Here is a 16,187-nt window from a genome sequence, read left to right as displayed (position 1 = left end):
CAAATAACTTCCATTCCAAGTCGCTCAACCCCTCAAACCTACCTGCCATTTTCCTTCTTCTTTGTTCTGTCTATTTCTCCTTTACGTTGATTCTAGCTCAGATTTTTATATTAGTGGGATAGGCTCTTCCAGGTGAGAAGCTATGGAAAATGCAAGCGCTAGCGAAGAAGTACAAGCGATCGCGGCGTGACTTACTAGAGACTTATTGCAAGTCACTTATCGCTCAACACTTAGCAGATCCAGTTAAGCTGCAAGACTTGAAGGATAAGTTTGGCGATCGCCGTCAGTGGATTTTACGCGGCTGGATACCTAAAGCAAGTTTGATTCTATTGCACGCTCACGGCGGTACGGGGAAAACGCTATTTGTGCAGCATTTGATGAAACTGCTAACTAGCGGTGAAGACTGGCAGGAGTACAAAGTGCAGGGGAAAAATAGCATTCTGTATATTCAAACTGACACGTCACCTGCCAACTTGATTGAATCGCTCAAACAAGTTGGCATAACCAATGATTGCCCGATCCAGTATCACACTGATTGGCAGATCGACTATACAGCCCAACTTTACCGCTGGATAAAAGCCAGCCGTCCAGCGGTAGTCATTATTGATTCTTTGGCATCAGTCAACCGATTTACAACAATTAGCGAGAACGATACAGAATATGCTCGCCCTATACTTTATTTGGGGGATATAGCGCGGGAATTTGGCTGTAGTTTCCTACTGTTGCATCACTCTAATAGCGAAGGGAAATCGCGCGGTAGTAAAGCGATTAGAGCGGCGGTAGATGAGGAATGGAACTTAGAAGCTGTTAACCCAAAAGATCCTTCTGACCCAGAGCGCGTACTGACGATGCAGAAATCGCGGTCTAGGATGCCTATGAAGTACAAGCTGAAATTTGATGATGACAGCTTTGCTTGGAACTTGTTAGACCCAGAAGATGAAGATGGCAACTTGACTCAAAATAGCGGTACGCGCTGGCTGATAGTGGATTACCTGAATAAACATCAGGGTGTGCTTTTTTGCCCTGCCAGTATAGCGGATGCGCTTAATAAACCAGAATCAACTATCAGGCGGGAATTACCAGGATTATACAGGGAAGGACTGATCGATCGAGAACCTAATCCTAATTTTCGTATCGGTCACGGCGGTCAAATGAAGCACCATTACCTTATAAATTTGTAAAGTTTCAAATATTCGTGGGGGGTTATATAAGCGTTTACAGGCAAAAAACGGCAATTTTTTACACCCCTCCCCCACTGACAGGATGCTTGCGGAGTAAGGCTTACAGCCGATTGAATTTCCAGTGGGGGAGGCTATAATTCCCAGTGGGGGACTACCTCCCCCACTGACAGGATGCTTACAGAGTAGGACTTACAGCCGATTGAATTTCCAGCGATCGCGAGAAGTTGCATTTTTTTCAAATTGAAAAATTGAAAAAATCGTATTTTGCTTGATCACTGAGATTTTTAAAACGCTGAAACCCTTGTCCTATAAGAACCCTGTCAGTGGGGGAGTGGGTTGATCGCTGGAAGCTTGATACAAAACGCTGAAACCCTTGCCCTATAAGAACCCTGTCAGTGGGGGAGGGGGTTGATCACTGGGGTTATATAACCCCCCACGAATATATGTAACTTAACAATCGCTCTCATAATTTGCACCCAATTTAATAAGATATTCTAAAACTGTCCATCTAATCCTTTCGGTAGCAGTGGGCTTATAAATTTCATCTCCCAGAAGCTGGGCAATCATCTGCTCTGCACTCATTTCTGATGTATATAGCGTAGCTGTAGTTAAATCCTTCACAAACCCCGCTTTAGAGTCTGCCCAGTAATGCCAATATTCTGGTCTGTAAGGCTTACCCTTATCAAATTTGTAAACTACTAAGCGATAATCTAGAGTTTGTTCTACCAATTGGCTCGGTACTTCACTGGTAATCTCCATTGGTTCACTGTTCTCAGCTTTTGCCACCATCGCTGTAAGCTCCTCTAAAGACCTACAGCTAATCCGCTCTCTAGAAGTGGGCTTATGCAAATCATCTTCTAGAAGACGGTTAATCACTCTGCTAGAGCCTTTATCTGTGTAAGTCTTAGCTTTATTCAAATCCTCCACAAACCCCGCTTTATCTCCTGCCCAGTAGCGCCATGATTGCGGGTCATTAGGATTATTCTTATAAAGCTTGCAAACTACTAACTTCGGTGACTCACTTGGTAAGCTAGTAGTTGACTCACTCGGTAAGTTATCGCTTAACTCACTATCTAACTCACTGGTGACTGACTCTAACTCACTAGGTAAGCTACTATCTAACTCACTAGGTAAGTTACTTTCTAGTCTCTCTACTCGCTTTCGCAAATCCTCAACCAAAGCGATCCAATGCACAGATTCTCTCGTGCTTATAGCTTGCTCCCCGCTATCATGTTGATAGCGCTCCAATAAAATCCGCTCTAGTGCTTGGGACTGGCTGACATCCCACTGCGATCGCTCCTGCTCAAACTGCTGATACAACTCACTTTGTACGTAGGCTTGAATGCGTAGTTTATTGGTACTCATTTCTGACTCACTGATGACTTACCTAATGGTAACTTAAAAGTGAGTTACAAGTAAGTTAAATCGTGATATACTTACTTTGGAGGTTTATATTGTGACAGAGCAGGATTTTGAGGCAATGAGCCGTATTGAATTACGCAATTACTTAAACTCCCATCGTGACGATAATCGGGCATGGGATGTATTCTTTACCAAGTTAGGACAAGACCGCTCCTCTAATTCAAACCAGTGGTATCCAGCGCCGCTAGATGAAGAGAGTACCAGAATTACTGAGGAGGCTATCAAGCAGAAGATACAAGAGAAGGAATCAGCTTAATCTCTAGTACATCACTTGTATCGTACCAGTGGAGAAATATTCAATGCTAACGATAAACGCATTAACAATAAATGACGAACAATTTGAGATTGTAGTAAAAAATAACCCAGACTTAAACTTTGAGCAAACTTCCGCAGGAGAATTAGTTATTGTGCCACCAACAGGAGGAACATCGGGAAGAAAAAACTTCAATTTGACAAAACAATTTGGCAACTGGGTAGACGAGCATTTGGAATTGGGAGAGGGTTTTGATTCCTCTACTTTGTTTAGATTGCCTAACGGTGCAAAACGATCTCCTGACGTATCTTGGGTAAGACGCGATCGCTGGGAATCGCTTTCTTCCAAACAGCAAGATGGTTATGTACCGCTATGCCCTGATTTTGTATTAGAATTGCGCTCTCCAACTGATAACTTGGATGAGTTGCAAGCCAAAATGCTCGAATATATGGGCAATGGAGCAATTCTTGGTTGGTTAATAGACCCGCAAAACGCCCTTGTTTATATATACAGACAAGGCATGGTAATAGAAACAGTAGACTCGCCTAGCACGTTGTTTGGGGAAGATGTACTACCAGGTTTTTCATTAAATTTGCAGAGAATTTGGAACTAAATGCGAATAAATACACATAACCTGAAACATCAATGCCCATATCTGACTAGCAGTGATGAGGGTACGAGCTTCTGTGCTTTAGCTCAAGTCAATGCTGAGGAAGTTAGTCAATTGCGGAAAGTAGCCCAAGTAATACAAGATCCTTCAGTGCAGTTTGGCAGACCTTGCGCTACTGGTACAGGAGTACCAAGCGATGCGATCGCTTCTAGATTTCTTGGTGGAGATTCAATTTCAGAATTATCAGTTGATTATGGAATAAGCCACGAGCAAATTGAAGTGGCGCTTAGATATGAGTTAGCGGTCTGCTGGAGGGATAGCTATCTTAGTTAACAGCACGAGTGACTCACTTTTAGATTACTGAGTAAGTCAAAGAGCGATCGCGCCAGAATCTATCGGTAAATTATGTCTGATTAAGTGGTTAGGTTGGCTGCTTAAATACTGGTAAAGTGGTATCAAACTGGTATCTGGAATTGGTATCGCTTATCAAAGCCTTACATAGTAATGTTTCGCTATCGGCTGTTAACCGATTGGTCGCAAGTTCGAATCTTGCCTGGGGAGTCACTACAAACTTAATATACAATACCCAAAAAGCCTGGAATTGAGGTCAAACTGGTATCAATTGGGTATGCTATGAAAACTTACGATTGGATAGTAGTTGGCGGGGGAATAACAGGCGCAGCATTAAGTTACGAATTAGCAAAAGTTGGTTTAACAGTCTTGCTAGTAGAACAAGATGCCTCACCCCAAAATGCTACTCGTTATAGTTACGGCGGAATTGCGTATTGGTCGGGAACAGATGCTGTAACGCGCCAACTGTATGCAGAAGGAATTAGTCGCCATCGCATTTTATCCCAGGAGTTGGAAACAAACACGCAGTTTCGCGAATTAGATTTATTGTTAACTATTGACCTTGATGAAGATCCGCATTGGGCGATCGCTTTTTATAGCAAATTTGCTATCCAGCCTCAATTACTCAGCGTTGCAGAAGCTTGTGCCTTAGAACCATTACTAAATCCTGCTGCGATCGCAGGTGCGCTGACTGTCAAACATGGTAATGTTCGCCCAGAAATAATTACTTCTGCTTATATTCGAGCATTTATGCGTGCTGGGGGACACAAGCAAATCGAGCAAGTAACCGGATTATTAAGTCAAAACCGCCGAATTACAGGAATTACTTCAAATAGTCAGCAGTATTGCAGCAGCAACGTTGTTATTTGTGCGGGTGCGGATAGTCGCACTTTACTTCAAGCTGCGGGTATGCCTGTCAAACTCTATTTTACCCATGCAGAATTAATAGAAATCCCTGCTTGCGATGTGCAGATGCGATCGCAAGTTATGCCTGCAAAAATGAAATGGTTCGACTTGGAGGCAGAATCAAGCACCGCTGCTAAAGAGCAATTATGGCACGAACCCGATCGCGAAATATCTCCACCAATTATCGATGCAGGTGCAGTTCAGTTTATAGATGGGAGCCTGCGTTTAGGGCAGTTGAGCCGCGCAATTAGCAACCCCAATGCCAAAATAGATGCTGCCAAGAGCGAAGCGGCTATTAGAGCTAGTATCGGGCGAATATTACCAGAATTAGCTAACTTATCGGGCAAATGGCATCACTGCTTAGTTGCCTTTGGGTGCGATCGCTTGCCTTTAATTGGTACTATTCCTAGCTACGAAAACATCCATGTATTTTCTGGATTTAGCAGTCCTTTTGCAACTGTTCCTGCTTTAGCGCCGAGGTTTGCTCGATGGGCTATAGGACAAGATGATGAAGTCATTAACCAATTATTGATAAAAAGGAGATAGCTGATAACAGCATCTCCTTGTCTTTAGCAATGTATTCAGCTACGCAACTTGATAAGGACTTGTCAACTTATTTAATTGCTGCAATAACAAGCTGAGAAATAAACCTACATCTGTTACTACACCAACCGATTCTACCGAACCGCGATCGCTCAATTTTGTCACTACCGCCGGATTAATATCCACGCACACCATCTTTACGCCAGCGGGTGTCATATTCCCTACACCAATAGAATGCAGCATGGAAGAAAGCATCAATACCATATCTGCACCTGCTAGCAAGTCGGAATATTCCTGCTGTGCTTTGAGTAAGTCCATCTGCGTATCTGGTAAAGGACCATCATCGCGGATCGAACCTGCTAAAGCAAAAGGAACGTGATTGCGGACGCACTCATACATTACCCCACTTGTCAGCGCACCTTGTTCTACAGCTTCGGCAATACTGCCATAACGCCGTACAGTATTAATTACCTTCAAATGATGACGATGTCCGCCGCGCACGCTAACGCCGCGCTTCATATCCACACCCAAAGAAGTACCCATCAGGTTTTGTTCCATGTCGTGGACGGCGATCGCATTTCCCCCCAATAGCGCCTGTACGTAGCCTTCCCGAATCAACTGCGCTAGATGTTCGCCTCCGCCAGTATGAATTACAACAGGTCCTGCTGTGACTACAACTTTACCACCGCGATCGCGAATTTGCCTTAGTTCCCAAGCTACTTGTTCTACTACTAATTCCACACGGCGTTCGCTAGAAACTCCCGCCGACATGAAGCTAAATTCTTGCGTATTACGTTGTTCGCGCGATTCTGTTTTGCGGATAGTGCGGATACCTAATACATCTACTACTACTTGTTCGCCTACTTCTAAATCGCGTAATAGCTTGCAACGGGCGGTTATCCCATCAGGAGTACGAGTAATTGCGATCGCTCCATCCATGCGTTGATTTTGAACTTTAATCCACTCTCCATCTATCCGTACTTCTGTTGGATAAATAGTTGTGACATAAAATTCGTCTGGAGATACGCCAGCAGTTGTTACAGGTTCTAACTTAGCGTCGCGCTCATCTTGAGGCAAGTCTACCGCACCCAAGTCAATTAGCTGAGAGACAATTCCTTCCATTACTTCATGGGAAGGCGCAGATACTTTTACTTCCGCTGCTGAAGTGCTTTGTCTTTGCTCCCCTAAGTTAAAATTCATTACCTTAAAACTACCGCCACTTTCGACAACTAAATCTAAGGCGCGGTTAATCAAGCCAGAATCGAGCAAATGACCTTCAAGGCGAATTATCCGGCTTTCTACTGATACATTGGCTGTAACTTCTGCTCTTACGGGTTCTGTCACCCGCAGCGTCAAACACTTAGCCGCACCGCCAGCTTTGAGAAATTCTGTTAGGGGCGTTTCAATCACGCGAAAACCAACCGCCGCCAGACGCTCTTTGAGAGCATCGCTGGCTTTATTCATTACAACTACTGAGTCGATATTGACAGCATTGCAGGCAAACTTTACCGCATCTGCTTCCGCGATCGCAATCCGCTTTTCTTCAGGTACGCGCATCTCGATCAAGCGGTTGGAATAAGCATCAAAAGCTGCTGGATAGTACAACAAATAGCCACCACTTAGGGGACAAAAGCAAGTATCCAAATGATAAAATCGCTCGTCCATCAACCGCAGCGACAACACTTCAATATCCAGCCACTTAGCTAAAAAGGGGTGAGAATCAAGTTCCGAGCGAAAACCATATCCAGCCCACAACCAGCGCCCTTCGCGGTCTAATAATGCGTCGCCAGCACCCTCAAAAGGCAAGTCTTTGGGTAATTCATGGACTGTATAGCCTTTGTCTTCAAACCACTGTTTGAAGTACGGTTCTTCTCCCTGACGCTCTTTGTGGAAAAAACGGCTCAGAACTACGTTATCACCCAAAACCAGCCCAGCATTTGCTGTAAATACCATATCTGGTACGCCCTTTTGCGGTTTAACTAAGTCAACAATGGCATTATCTTTAAGGACGTGATGTAGCTTTTGCCATTGTTCGACAGCGCGATCGCGTGACGATTTGTGGAGATTGCCTTCCATCCAGGGATTTATTACATAATCTACGTCGTAATGGTCGGGAGCGCACATCAAAAACTGGATTTGGGAAGTCATAAAAGTAGAATGGGTACGATAATAACGCTTCAAGCTTTAATTGCATACAGACTTTTGCTGCTGCACTTCTGTAAATCTAGCTACTAATTTCACTGGGCTGATTTTCCAGATGTTCTAGTTTCATTCTATTAGGACGCAAACCCAAAAATAACAGTGCTGCCCAATACGAGCAGCACTTAAGTTATGAAAACATCAAATTTGCTAGCAACAGTAACTAAAAAGGCAAGAATAATTTAGCTGCCGCAGCACCAATAGCGCCCAAAAAGTTCATGAAATTGCCTTTACTTTTAGCGGGTTTAGAACCTGGTGGTGTTTGTAGTTCTTTAATAAATGCTTGCGCTGTTTGATTTCCTGCGACATTACCTTGAGCAACAAACAATTTGTCGGCAATTTGTGCGTCTTGCATTGCACCCCTGCGATCTAATAATTGGTAACGTGCAACGCTACGTGCTAAGTAGGCTGGTGCAAATTGAGGATCGATCTGCAAAGCTTGAGTGAAATATTCTGCTGCTCCTTGAGCATCGCCTTTTTCTCCTTGCACCATCCCCCAACGATAAAAATCTTCAACTTTAGCAACTTCTAGGGGAATGCCGATCGCTCCTTGCAAATGTGCGCCCTCTACCGGAGCAGTACCAAAACTAACATTAACTAAATAAGCATCCCGAAGATCTGCTCCTACTACTTGCGCTCCATCTAGTTTTGCGCCACTCAAGTTTGCTCCATACAAAGAAGCGCCGCTTAAGTTTGCGCCTGTGAGATCCGCGCCACTTAAATTCGCCCGACTCAAGTTTGCACCTGCTAAATTTGCCCCGCTTAAATTTGCCCCTGACAAGTTAGTTAAAACCAATCCTACACCGCTAAGATCGCAACCAGGACATTGTTTGGTTGACAAAAGTTGCCTTGTATCCTCAATGCTTTCTGATAAAGCTGGACTAGCAAGACTAACAAAAGTTAAAAGGGCAGTAGTAGCAAGAATACTAATTCGTAATTCGTAATTCGTAATTCGTAATTGGTGCGATTTAAAATTTATGGGCGTTTGAAGGCTTTTATCTTTAGTAGGTAGTTGGAGAATCGATCTCATAGGTGTGGTGAGGTTTGGGTATGGCAATTAGAGACATAGGTGCTAATGCGTCGTAGATTAGCACTTAAATATTTCAACTAGCGATATTATTCCCATATTCTGCCAAATAAATTACTTGCGGCAGATTATTTCGATTTTTAAAAATATATTAAATAAAAGCAATTGCCATTTTTCTATTTAGGAGCAAGTCATGGAAAAGCGCCGCTTAGGCAGATCGGATCTGCAAATTACCCCGATTTTGATGGGAACTTGGCAAGCAGGGAAAAAAAACTGGGTAGGAATTTCTGATGAAGAATCGATTAACGCAATCAGAGCCGCTTTTGATGCGGGAATTACTACAATCGATACTGCGGAAGTCTACGGAGGAGGGCATTCCGAGCAAATTGTCGCTCAAGCTTTGTCAGATGTACGCGATCGCGCGATCTACGCGACTAAAGTTTTTGCCAATCACCTCAAATCCGAACAAGTTATCGCAGCTTGCGAGCGATCGCTGCAAAACCTGCAAACTGACTATATCGATTTATATCAAATTCATTGGCCCAGCGGTACTTTTAACAGCGATATAGTCCCTATTGAGGAAACTATGAGCGCTTTAAATAATTTAAAAGAGCAAGGCAAAATCCGCGCCATTGGCGTTTCCAATTTTTCCCGCACTCAACTAGCAGAAGCATCTCAATACGGACGCATAGACAGCTTACAACCGCCTTATTCTCTATTTTGGCGACAGGTAGAAAATGATGCTATGCCTTATTGCATCGAAAATGAGATTTCAATTATTGCTTACTCTCCTTTAGCGCAAGGATTGTTAACGGGTAAGTTTACAGGAGGGCATAAATTTTCACCTGATGATAACCGCGCCAAAAATAAATTATTCCAAGGTGAAAATTACCAAAGAGCGCAGCAAGCTTTAGACAAACTCCGTCCCATTGCCGATCGCCATCATACTACCTTGGGTAATTTAGCTATAGCTTGGTTAATTGCCCAACCGCAAGCAAATGCGATCGTGGGTGCAAGAAACGCCGAACAAGCTACAGCCAACGCTCAAGCTGCTGATATTAAGCTTTCTGCCGATGAATTAGCAGAAATAGATGCAATTGGCAGAACAGTTACAGACCATTTAGACGATAATCCTGTAATGTGGAACTTTGCTTCTTAAATAAACATTGCTGTTAGATTGAGAAGTTTCAAGACTTTTGAATTTTGGTAAATAGATAGTTGCTAAACCCAAAAGTAGTGATAACTTAATTATTAGGACACGAGCTTAGAAAACAGCAAACCAAAACGGCGCTCAACCTAGTGTCCCCTGTTAGAGAGCCGAACTTGTCATCTTTCCATGTATAGGGTTAGTGGAAAAGCTCGTTAGAGCAAAGCCAAACGTAGGTCAAGTAAGGACTGACTATACTGGAGATACGAGAGATGTAAACCTTAGTTATTTCTCCACTTTATTTGTTAACTCCAACTTTGAATAACTTAAATTCCGAATTTTGAGGGGTTTTATCACATTAGGATAAGACCCCTTAAAATTTTATGAGGATGTTGCAGTAGCAAGTACCCACGATCGCAACAAAGAATTAACTTGCTCTGGTACTTCATCGTGGGGACAATGACCAGCACGCAAAAAGTATTCTGTAAGATTAGGGCAATATTGACGGAATTTAGGCGATCGCTCTTTGGCATTCATCCAAGGATCGCCTTCACCCCAAAGCATCAGTAAAGGACACTTTAGCTGCTGGAGCAATACATCAACTTTTTCCCCTTCAGGGTTATTAAAAATTGCTGCAAATACTTCTGCCGCACCGCGATCGCAAGAAGGGCGATATATATCATCTACCAACTGATCTGTAACTGCACTTCTGTCTAAATAGACTCTTTCCAAAGTTTGGCGAATTACCCAAGGCTGGCGCACGTACTGGAATAAAAGAAAACGCGCCAATGGTTGTTGAAAAATCCATTTAGCAGCCTCTCCCATGAACTTCTGCCACAGTTCCGGCTGTTTGGGTGGTTGCACCTCAGCTTGCAATGGATCGGGTTCTGAGGACGCTTCAGCCTCGGAAAAAGGACCAGCACTATTGAGTAGTACCAAACCAGCAGCCGCATCGGGTCGTTGGGCGGCTACGCACAAGCAAGCATAACCACCTAAAGAATTGCCAGCAAGTACCGCAGGTTGCCCAATTACTTCAGTAATAAATTCATATAACTGATCGCGCCACAAGTCAGCGCCGTATTGCCATTGAGGTTTAGCAGAACGTCCAAAACCTAATAAATCGATCGCCCAAACTTCAAAATCGGCTTGTAGTTGAGCAATATTTTTGCGCCAGTGATCGGTAGAAGCGCCAAATCCATGTACTAAAAGCAAAGGAGGACGTTGGGGGTGTTTTTCCCCCGCTTTGACGTAATAGATATCCTGTCCGCGCCACTGCCAATATTTACCAGGAATTGGGCTAGTAGAAACGGCTGGTGTTGCCTGCATGATTCCAAGAAATGTTAAGTAACATTAATAATTTTAGTGTAAATCTAATGTAGAGACGTAGCACTGCTACGTCTCATCTCCCACGTTAGATAAGAGGGACAGGGGGATCTATTGTTTGCTAGGTTAATTGTTGATGCTTGCGCGGTGCTATCTTCCACATGATTACAGGTAAAACAAAATTATTAGGTGTAATTGGCTATCCGGTAGAACATTCTTTGTCGCCAGTTATGCATAATGCCGCGATCGCTCATTTAGGTTTAGATTACGTGTATCTACCTCTACCTGTAGAACCTAAAGACTTAGCAAATGCGATCGCAGGTTTTGCAGCAATCAATCTTATAGGTTTTAATATTACAATTCCGCATAAACAGGCAATTTTGCCTCTAATATCAGAAATATCGCCAACCGCGCGAGCGATCGGTGCTGTAAATACTGTTTGGCGCACTGATAGCGGTAATTGGGCAGGAACAAATACTGATGTAGAAGGATTTATTGCCCCTTTAAAGACTTATAACCAAGATTGGAGCCAAAAAGTAGCAGTAATTTTAGGTAATGGCGGCGCAGCGCGTGCAGTAGTAGCAGGCTGCGCTCAATTGGGGTTTAAAGAAATTTGTGTTATTGGCAGAAACCAAGAAAATCTAATCAAATTTCAGGGTAGTTGGAGCGATTCTAGTTTAATTGACAGCTTACAAGTGCATAGCTGGGAAAAAATCCCCCAATTAATTCCTCATGCACATTTGCTTGTTAATACAACTCCAATTGGAATGCATCCTCACACTACAGAATCTCCATTGAGTCAAGCAGAAATAGCAGATTTGCCTAAAAATGCGATCGCCTACGATTTAATTTACACTCCTAGACCTACCCAATTTTTACATCAAGCACAACAGCAAGGAGCGATCGCCATTGATGGTTTAGAGATGCTAGTGCAACAGGGAGCAGCAGCTTTATCGATTTGGTTGCAACAACCAGCACCAGCAGACGTTATGCGCCAAGCTTTGCAAAACTACCTGACAAATAAAAAATAACCAATCTTATCTTCCTTTGGGCATTTAATTTACCAACTTATTTTTAGCTAGAATTCCGCTAGGAAAGGCTAGTTAACAACTTTGTATTTTAGGTAGGTAAGGTCAGATGACATCTCAAACAGACAGCGATTTACAAAAGATGGAGGCGAAAGGTACGACGTTGTTCGATCGCACTTTTCGAGATAGTGAAGGCAATATTGTTATAATTCAGATGCCCCCCAACTTGCCAATTTTAGTTGGGATAGGTGCAATAATCCTTCAATTTGTTCTTCCTAGTGGGAAACTCCAGACAGGAGCAGATTTGATAGCCTATGGTGCTTTATTTACTTGGGCGTGGCTGGAGCTTTTCGAGGGAGTCAACTATTTCCGTCGCGCGCTTGGCTTAGTTGCGCTAGTAACTTTAGTGGCACTAAAACTTCGTCTTTACTAAGCAGGTAAATTGACCTTCTAGTAGTAAATACAAGCCCCCAAATTCTATTTGGGGAAAATCAAGCAATTGATTCTTTAAATCCCCGTTTTTTCCAAGTACGAGGATTAACTGGTAACTGGTAACTGTTATCTCCCATTTTCCGCCCAACGCCAGTTATAGCGATTCCAGTTATATACGCCTTGAATTTGGTACTCAGCGCCGTTACTAAAGCGAATAGAGCAACTTGTGTAGTCGCTGTTAGTGGTTTGGTCAACTGCAATCACCGTACACGGAAACCACTGGCGGCTACAAGGACCTGTTTCTTGCACCCATTCCCATAAACCATTAGATACCTCAATGCGATCGCCTACTTTAAGTTTGAGAGTATCTTCCGCGTACATTTCAGCGTATTTAGCAATATGCACTGGCTCGATGCGGTTAAGCCACCCGAAGCCGTATATTTCGCGGATAAACTGCATTTCACCTGAATTTCGCTCTTGCAACCAATCGTTAAGTAACTGAATCTTCCAAGGATTGTTTTGTTGCTCTTGGGTAAGAACAAATTGTAAAAAACTTTGACGTTGTTCTGGAGTTAATTCGTCTAAAGGATTACTTGCAGGCGAATCGGTGTTGTCAAATTCCCTTTGAGTAATTAATTCCCCAGCTACTTGCAGCAGAATTTGTTTCTGCTGTTCGCTCAGAGGACAAGAACTCGTATCGCAACGGGTGAAAGCAGCTTGCAGTGCTGCTTCAAGATTGTCAGGGGTCATAGCCAAAAGCGCGATCGCATGGGCTGGTTTCCCTAATTATGACAAAATTTTAATAACTGCCGATTAAATACTTTTGACTTTAACCACAAAAACAGCCAAATAAGGATTTTTGAAGTGTAAAACTCGCGTGTTAAGCTGAGGTTACGTTAAATTGAGTTTTTTGGGTGCAGTGTATGCGGTTTCGACCCCTGTTTGTTGTCATAGTGACTTGCTTTGTGGCGATAACTACTTGGGTATCTACTCCCCCCGCTCTAGCGCTAACACAAATTAAGCTGTCTGACATTTCTTATCAAGAATGTCCGCCGGAACTTGCTCAAGGAGCAGTCACTAGCGGCGCTACTAACGCTGCTAATTGCTTTATTGTGACTGGAAAGGCGGAAAATACTTCTGGCAAGCCCGTGTTTGATGCTGATGTCTTTGGGCGGATTTATGATGCTAATAATGATTCTGTCATGCAAAATCGTACCCGCATTGGCTCTATTGCCGAAATTCCAGCAGGAGTCAGCGATTTTAGCTTTAGGATTTCTGTTCCAGCAAATCAGCCCTTACCATTGCAACTCAAGCAATTTAAAGCCGCAGGGTTTAGCGGAAAAGTAAGGCGCTAACTAAATCGCCAGGATACATATCGTACCTGGCGAAATTATTTATATGTGCTAGCCATCTAAAAATTAGATTGGTACTCCTGACGTTGAGACTCCTGCTAGCAACCCACCTATCAACTGAAGCAAGATAATTGCTAACATTGGCGAAAAATCAATTCCACCTAGAGGCGGAATGATAGAACGGAAAATATTCAGGTAGGGGTCAGTTATTTGACTTAAAGCAGCGAATGGCTGGCTGTAAAAGTCGATATTGGGAAACCAAGTTAACAAAATACGTACAACCAACAAACCCGTGTAAATGGTGATAAAGGTAGATAGCGTAGTAGCTAGTAGCTCAATTGATGCCATAAATTAGTTGCGTGTTTAGTAGTTACAAGAGATTTAACTTTAATTTAGCTGATATCCGCCTATTTAGGATCTTACGCAATAGGTACAAACTCTTGGAGAACAGAAGGTCTAAAAACCTTTTCTCCTTTACTCTTCTATATGCCATGACTTTTGCCAATTACCCAATTGCGGCGGAAAAAGCGCGATAAAGCTGTTTCTTCTAAAGATAGATAAATTGGACGACCGTGAGGACAAGTTCTAGGGTTTTGGGTACTGTGCCATCTATCTAAAAGAATTTGCATTTCTTCTAAACTTAGAGGCGTACCGTTACGAATTGCACTGCGACAAGCTACTGCAACTTGCGCCGCTTGCAAATCACCGCCCAAACTAAGCTCTAAAAGTGCTTCAGCATAATCATCTCTTGCAGCCAAAAGTGTAGGTGCATTGCGAACTGCCCAAACATCTGCCCCAAAAGGTCGTATATCTAAGCCAATGCGTTGTAATTGCAACTGCTGTTGCTCGGATAGCTGATGGAGAATGGCTGGTACTTCTAGTTCTACTAATTTCCAGCTTTTTAACAGTTGCTCGTACAAAACTCGTTCGTGAGCAATGTGCTGTTCTACAAGCCACAAGCCGCCAGGATGCTCTGCCATGATATAGGTATTGTGGACTTGAGCGATCGCTTTTAAGTCAATATCGGTCTTTGCTTCCTCTAATCTTGGTTCTATAGAGCGATTTAGCCCATAAGAACCTTTAGCCTCTGAAGCTTTGATTAATTTCCCTATGCGTTCGTTATGCACTTTCTCGCACACAGATTCGCTATTTAGCCGTAAAGTTTGCTCGATTGCTTGACTAACTTGCTCTTGCCAATGATTTAAGTTATTTAAATAAATTTCTATTTTGGCTGGGTGGCGGTTCCAGTTAACTTGACAGGGAGAAACTTTTAGATGCAAAAAACATATAGGATAGCGATCGCGCGGCAATGTCCGCGAAGTTGCTGATAATATTGTTTGTTCTAGTTCGGGTAAATTTACCATCCGCCCATTTACTGCAACTTTAATCCAATCAGGGCGATGGCGATGGCATCTATCGGGTAAGCCGAGGACAAGTTGCAAAGAACAATTACCAGCTAATTTCTCGCCTTCAGGCGCAGGTAATTCACTTTTTAAGTGCTGCAAGTCACCCAAACGCACTTGACGAACGAGTTGCGGAATTAGCTGTTGGGTATTTGCTCCTGGGCTGAGGGCGAACCATTGGCGGTCATTTTGCCAAACTTGCCAAGTAACATGAGGATGGCATAGAGCAATTTGTCCGATTGTACTTTGGATTGCTTTCATTTGCCGCTCCAAAGGCGGCAATCCTTGACGGCGTTCCCACCACGTACCAAACAAATTATCTACAGTTACAACTGTACCAGGTGCGATCGCTGCTGTTTCTACTTGCAAAGGTTCTCCCAAATTGCAGTAGGTAACGCGCCAACCTTCATCTATCTGCGCCGAACGGCTAATAACTTCTAGCTGGGCTAATTGTGCCAAACTATGCAGAGCTTCACCGCGAAAGCCCAAACTGTTAATTTGCCACAAATCGTCACAATTGCGAATTTTGCTGGTACTGTGGGCGGTAGCTGCTTGTTTTAAATCTGCAAGTTTCATGCCGCAACCGTTATCAGCAACGCGCACTCGCCACTGTTGTCCCCATACAGAAATTACAATCCGCGTTGCGCCAGCATCTAGAGAATTTTCTACAAGTTCCCTTACTACTGCTGCTAAAGAATCAATTACTTCTCCGGCAGCTATTAAATGTACAACTTCTGTTGGTAAAGTTTGAATACCAGGTTTCATAATTGTCATTCTCGGCTGCATCAATTTGTTGCTTGTTGATAGATAGCTTTATCGGCTGTTATTTACACAAAGTTTGACGCTGAAATCTAGCTCTTTCTTTGGAAAGATATTATCAACGTTCACCTTAGAGCTTTTGAAGCTATCTTAGCAATGTAAGAAGCCGGAGCAAATAACACGGCGCAGGCGCAAGAGCATGAACGTGTAAGTTCTAATTTTTACCGCATAGCTCTATAACTAATTGCTTG

16 protein-coding genes are annotated in these 16,187 nt (G+C 43.2%); 9 read left to right on the top strand and 7 right to left on the bottom strand.

Features of this window, described 5'->3' with window-relative positions; genetic code table 11:
* The first annotated feature begins 149 nt into the window (after positions 1 to 149).
* Complete coding sequence (locus UH38_RS24075; protein WP_045057252.1) at positions 150 to 1,181, top strand: AAA family ATPase; 1,032 nt, start codon at positions 150 to 152, stop codon at positions 1,179 to 1,181.
* Between the two features lie 450 nt (positions 1,182 to 1,631).
* Here UH38_RS24075 and UH38_RS24070 read toward each other — a convergent pair whose 3' ends face one another.
* On the bottom strand, positions 1,632 to 2,546 hold the full coding sequence (locus UH38_RS24070; protein ID WP_045057251.1) for a hypothetical protein: 915 nt from the start codon (positions 2,544 to 2,546) through the stop codon (positions 1,632 to 1,634).
* A gap of 91 nt (positions 2,547 to 2,637) precedes the next feature.
* Between UH38_RS24070 and UH38_RS24065 the strand changes: the two genes are divergently transcribed.
* The 4 genes from UH38_RS24065 to UH38_RS24050 all read left to right on the top strand — a co-directional run bounded on the left by UH38_RS24065 (position 2,638) and on the right by UH38_RS24050 (position 5,269).
* Positions 2,638 to 2,859 carry a DUF6887 family protein gene (locus UH38_RS24065; protein WP_052672564.1) on the top strand — a complete coding sequence of 74 codons (222 nt, stop codon included), beginning with the start codon at positions 2,638 to 2,640 and terminating at the stop codon, positions 2,857 to 2,859.
* Positions 2,860 to 2,902: 43 nt separating this feature from the next.
* Entirely contained in the window at positions 2,903 to 3,469 is a 567-nt protein-coding gene (locus tag UH38_RS24060; RefSeq protein ID WP_045057250.1) for a Uma2 family endonuclease, read from the top strand.
* On the top strand, positions 3,470 to 3,799 hold the full coding sequence (locus UH38_RS24055; RefSeq protein ID WP_045057249.1) for a DUF433 domain-containing protein: 330 nt from the start codon (positions 3,470 to 3,472) through the stop codon (positions 3,797 to 3,799).
* Positions 3,800 to 4,099: 300 nt separating this feature from the next.
* Positions 4,100 to 5,269: an NAD(P)/FAD-dependent oxidoreductase gene (locus UH38_RS24050; protein WP_045057248.1), complete on the top strand. Its 1,170-nt coding sequence runs from the start codon at positions 4,100 to 4,102 to the stop codon at positions 5,267 to 5,269.
* Between the two features lie 39 nt (positions 5,270 to 5,308).
* Here the strand turns inward: UH38_RS24050 and argZ are convergent, their stop codons facing one another.
* The gene (gene argZ, locus UH38_RS24045) at positions 5,309 to 7,414 is read right to left on the bottom strand and encodes a bifunctional arginine dihydrolase/ornithine cyclodeaminase (RefSeq protein ID WP_045057247.1); all 2,106 of its coding nucleotides are present in this window, start codon (positions 7,412 to 7,414) and stop codon (positions 5,309 to 5,311) included.
* A gap of 214 nt (positions 7,415 to 7,628) precedes the next feature.
* On the bottom strand, positions 7,629 to 8,495 hold the full coding sequence (locus tag UH38_RS24040) for a pentapeptide repeat-containing protein (RefSeq protein ID WP_082065514.1): 867 nt from the start codon (positions 8,493 to 8,495) through the stop codon (positions 7,629 to 7,631).
* Positions 8,496 to 8,685: 190 nt separating this feature from the next.
* Between UH38_RS24040 and UH38_RS24035 the strand changes: the two genes are divergently transcribed.
* A complete protein-coding gene (locus tag UH38_RS24035) occupies positions 8,686 to 9,651 on the top strand; it encodes an aldo/keto reductase (protein ID WP_045057246.1) in 966 nt (321 codons plus the stop codon).
* Between the two features lie 369 nt (positions 9,652 to 10,020).
* On the opposite strand, the gene UH38_RS24030 is transcribed toward UH38_RS24035, so the two are convergent.
* Positions 10,021 to 10,965: an alpha/beta fold hydrolase gene (locus tag UH38_RS24030; RefSeq protein ID WP_045057245.1), complete on the bottom strand. Its 945-nt coding sequence runs from the start codon at positions 10,963 to 10,965 to the stop codon at positions 10,021 to 10,023.
* Between the two features lie 158 nt (positions 10,966 to 11,123).
* Here UH38_RS24030 and UH38_RS24025 point away from each other — a divergent pair, with 158 nt between their 5' ends.
* Positions 11,124 to 11,993 carry a shikimate dehydrogenase gene (locus UH38_RS24025; protein ID WP_045057244.1) on the top strand — a complete coding sequence of 290 codons (870 nt, stop codon included), beginning with the start codon at positions 11,124 to 11,126 and terminating at the stop codon, positions 11,991 to 11,993.
* Positions 11,994 to 12,099: 106 nt separating this feature from the next.
* A complete protein-coding gene (locus UH38_RS24020) occupies positions 12,100 to 12,423 on the top strand; it encodes a hypothetical protein (protein WP_045057243.1) in 324 nt (107 codons plus the stop codon).
* A 125-nt stretch (positions 12,424 to 12,548) separates the two neighbouring features.
* On the opposite strand, the gene UH38_RS24015 is transcribed toward UH38_RS24020, so the two are convergent.
* Positions 12,549 to 13,172: a hypothetical protein gene (locus UH38_RS24015; protein WP_045057242.1), complete on the bottom strand. Its 624-nt coding sequence runs from the start codon at positions 13,170 to 13,172 to the stop codon at positions 12,549 to 12,551.
* Positions 13,173 to 13,345: 173 nt separating this feature from the next.
* On the opposite strand from UH38_RS24015, the gene UH38_RS24010 reads away from it, so the two are divergent.
* Complete coding sequence (locus UH38_RS24010; protein ID WP_045057241.1) at positions 13,346 to 13,777, top strand: hypothetical protein; 432 nt, start codon at positions 13,346 to 13,348, stop codon at positions 13,775 to 13,777.
* Between the two features lie 63 nt (positions 13,778 to 13,840).
* Here UH38_RS24010 and UH38_RS24005 read toward each other — a convergent pair whose 3' ends face one another.
* Positions 13,841 to 14,113: a YggT family protein gene (locus UH38_RS24005; protein ID WP_045057253.1), complete on the bottom strand. Its 273-nt coding sequence runs from the start codon at positions 14,111 to 14,113 to the stop codon at positions 13,841 to 13,843.
* 143 nt (positions 14,114 to 14,256) lie between these two features.
* Positions 14,257 to 15,942, bottom strand: a complete 1,686-nt coding sequence (gene mutL, locus UH38_RS24000; RefSeq protein WP_045057240.1) for a DNA mismatch repair endonuclease MutL — start codon at positions 15,940 to 15,942, stop codon at positions 14,257 to 14,259.
* Between the last annotated feature and the right edge of the window lie 245 nt (positions 15,943 to 16,187).

Origin of the sequence: Aliterella atlantica CENA595, assembly GCF_000952155.1 — a bacterium.
GTDB lineage: Bacteria > Cyanobacteriota > Cyanobacteriia > Cyanobacteriales > Chroococcidiopsidaceae > Aliterella > Aliterella atlantica.
This window is presented reverse-complemented; position numbering and strand designations above follow the sequence as displayed.

Excerpts from the sequence above, each read along its gene's own strand:
- UH38_RS24075 (WP_045057252.1), top strand. The coding sequence starts at position 150 with ATGCAAGCGCTAGCGAAGAAGTACAAGCGATCGCGGCGTGACTTACTA.
- UH38_RS24070 (WP_045057251.1), bottom strand. The coding sequence starts at position 2,546 with ATGAGTACCAATAAACTACGCATTCAAGCCTACGTACAAAGTGAGTTG.
- UH38_RS24060 (WP_045057250.1), top strand. The coding sequence starts at position 2,903 with ATGCTAACGATAAACGCATTAACAATAAATGACGAACAATTTGAGATT.
- UH38_RS24055 (WP_045057249.1), top strand. The coding sequence starts at position 3,470 with ATGCGAATAAATACACATAACCTGAAACATCAATGCCCATATCTGACT.
- UH38_RS24050 (WP_045057248.1), top strand. The coding sequence starts at position 4,100 with ATGAAAACTTACGATTGGATAGTAGTTGGCGGGGGAATAACAGGCGCA.
- argZ (WP_045057247.1), bottom strand. The coding sequence starts at position 7,414 with ATGACTTCCCAAATCCAGTTTTTGATGTGCGCTCCCGACCATTACGAC.
- UH38_RS24040 (WP_082065514.1), bottom strand. The coding sequence starts at position 8,495 with ATGAGATCGATTCTCCAACTACCTACTAAAGATAAAAGCCTTCAAACG.
- UH38_RS24035 (WP_045057246.1), top strand. The coding sequence starts at position 8,686 with ATGGAAAAGCGCCGCTTAGGCAGATCGGATCTGCAAATTACCCCGATT.
- UH38_RS24030 (WP_045057245.1), bottom strand. The coding sequence starts at position 10,965 with ATGCAGGCAACACCAGCCGTTTCTACTAGCCCAATTCCTGGTAAATAT.
- UH38_RS24025 (WP_045057244.1), top strand. The coding sequence starts at position 11,124 with ATGATTACAGGTAAAACAAAATTATTAGGTGTAATTGGCTATCCGGTA.
- UH38_RS24020 (WP_045057243.1), top strand. The coding sequence starts at position 12,100 with ATGACATCTCAAACAGACAGCGATTTACAAAAGATGGAGGCGAAAGGT.
- UH38_RS24015 (WP_045057242.1), bottom strand. The coding sequence starts at position 13,172 with ATGACCCCTGACAATCTTGAAGCAGCACTGCAAGCTGCTTTCACCCGT.
- UH38_RS24010 (WP_045057241.1), top strand. The coding sequence starts at position 13,346 with ATGCGGTTTCGACCCCTGTTTGTTGTCATAGTGACTTGCTTTGTGGCG.
- mutL (WP_045057240.1), bottom strand. The coding sequence starts at position 15,942 with ATGAAACCTGGTATTCAAACTTTACCAACAGAAGTTGTACATTTAATA.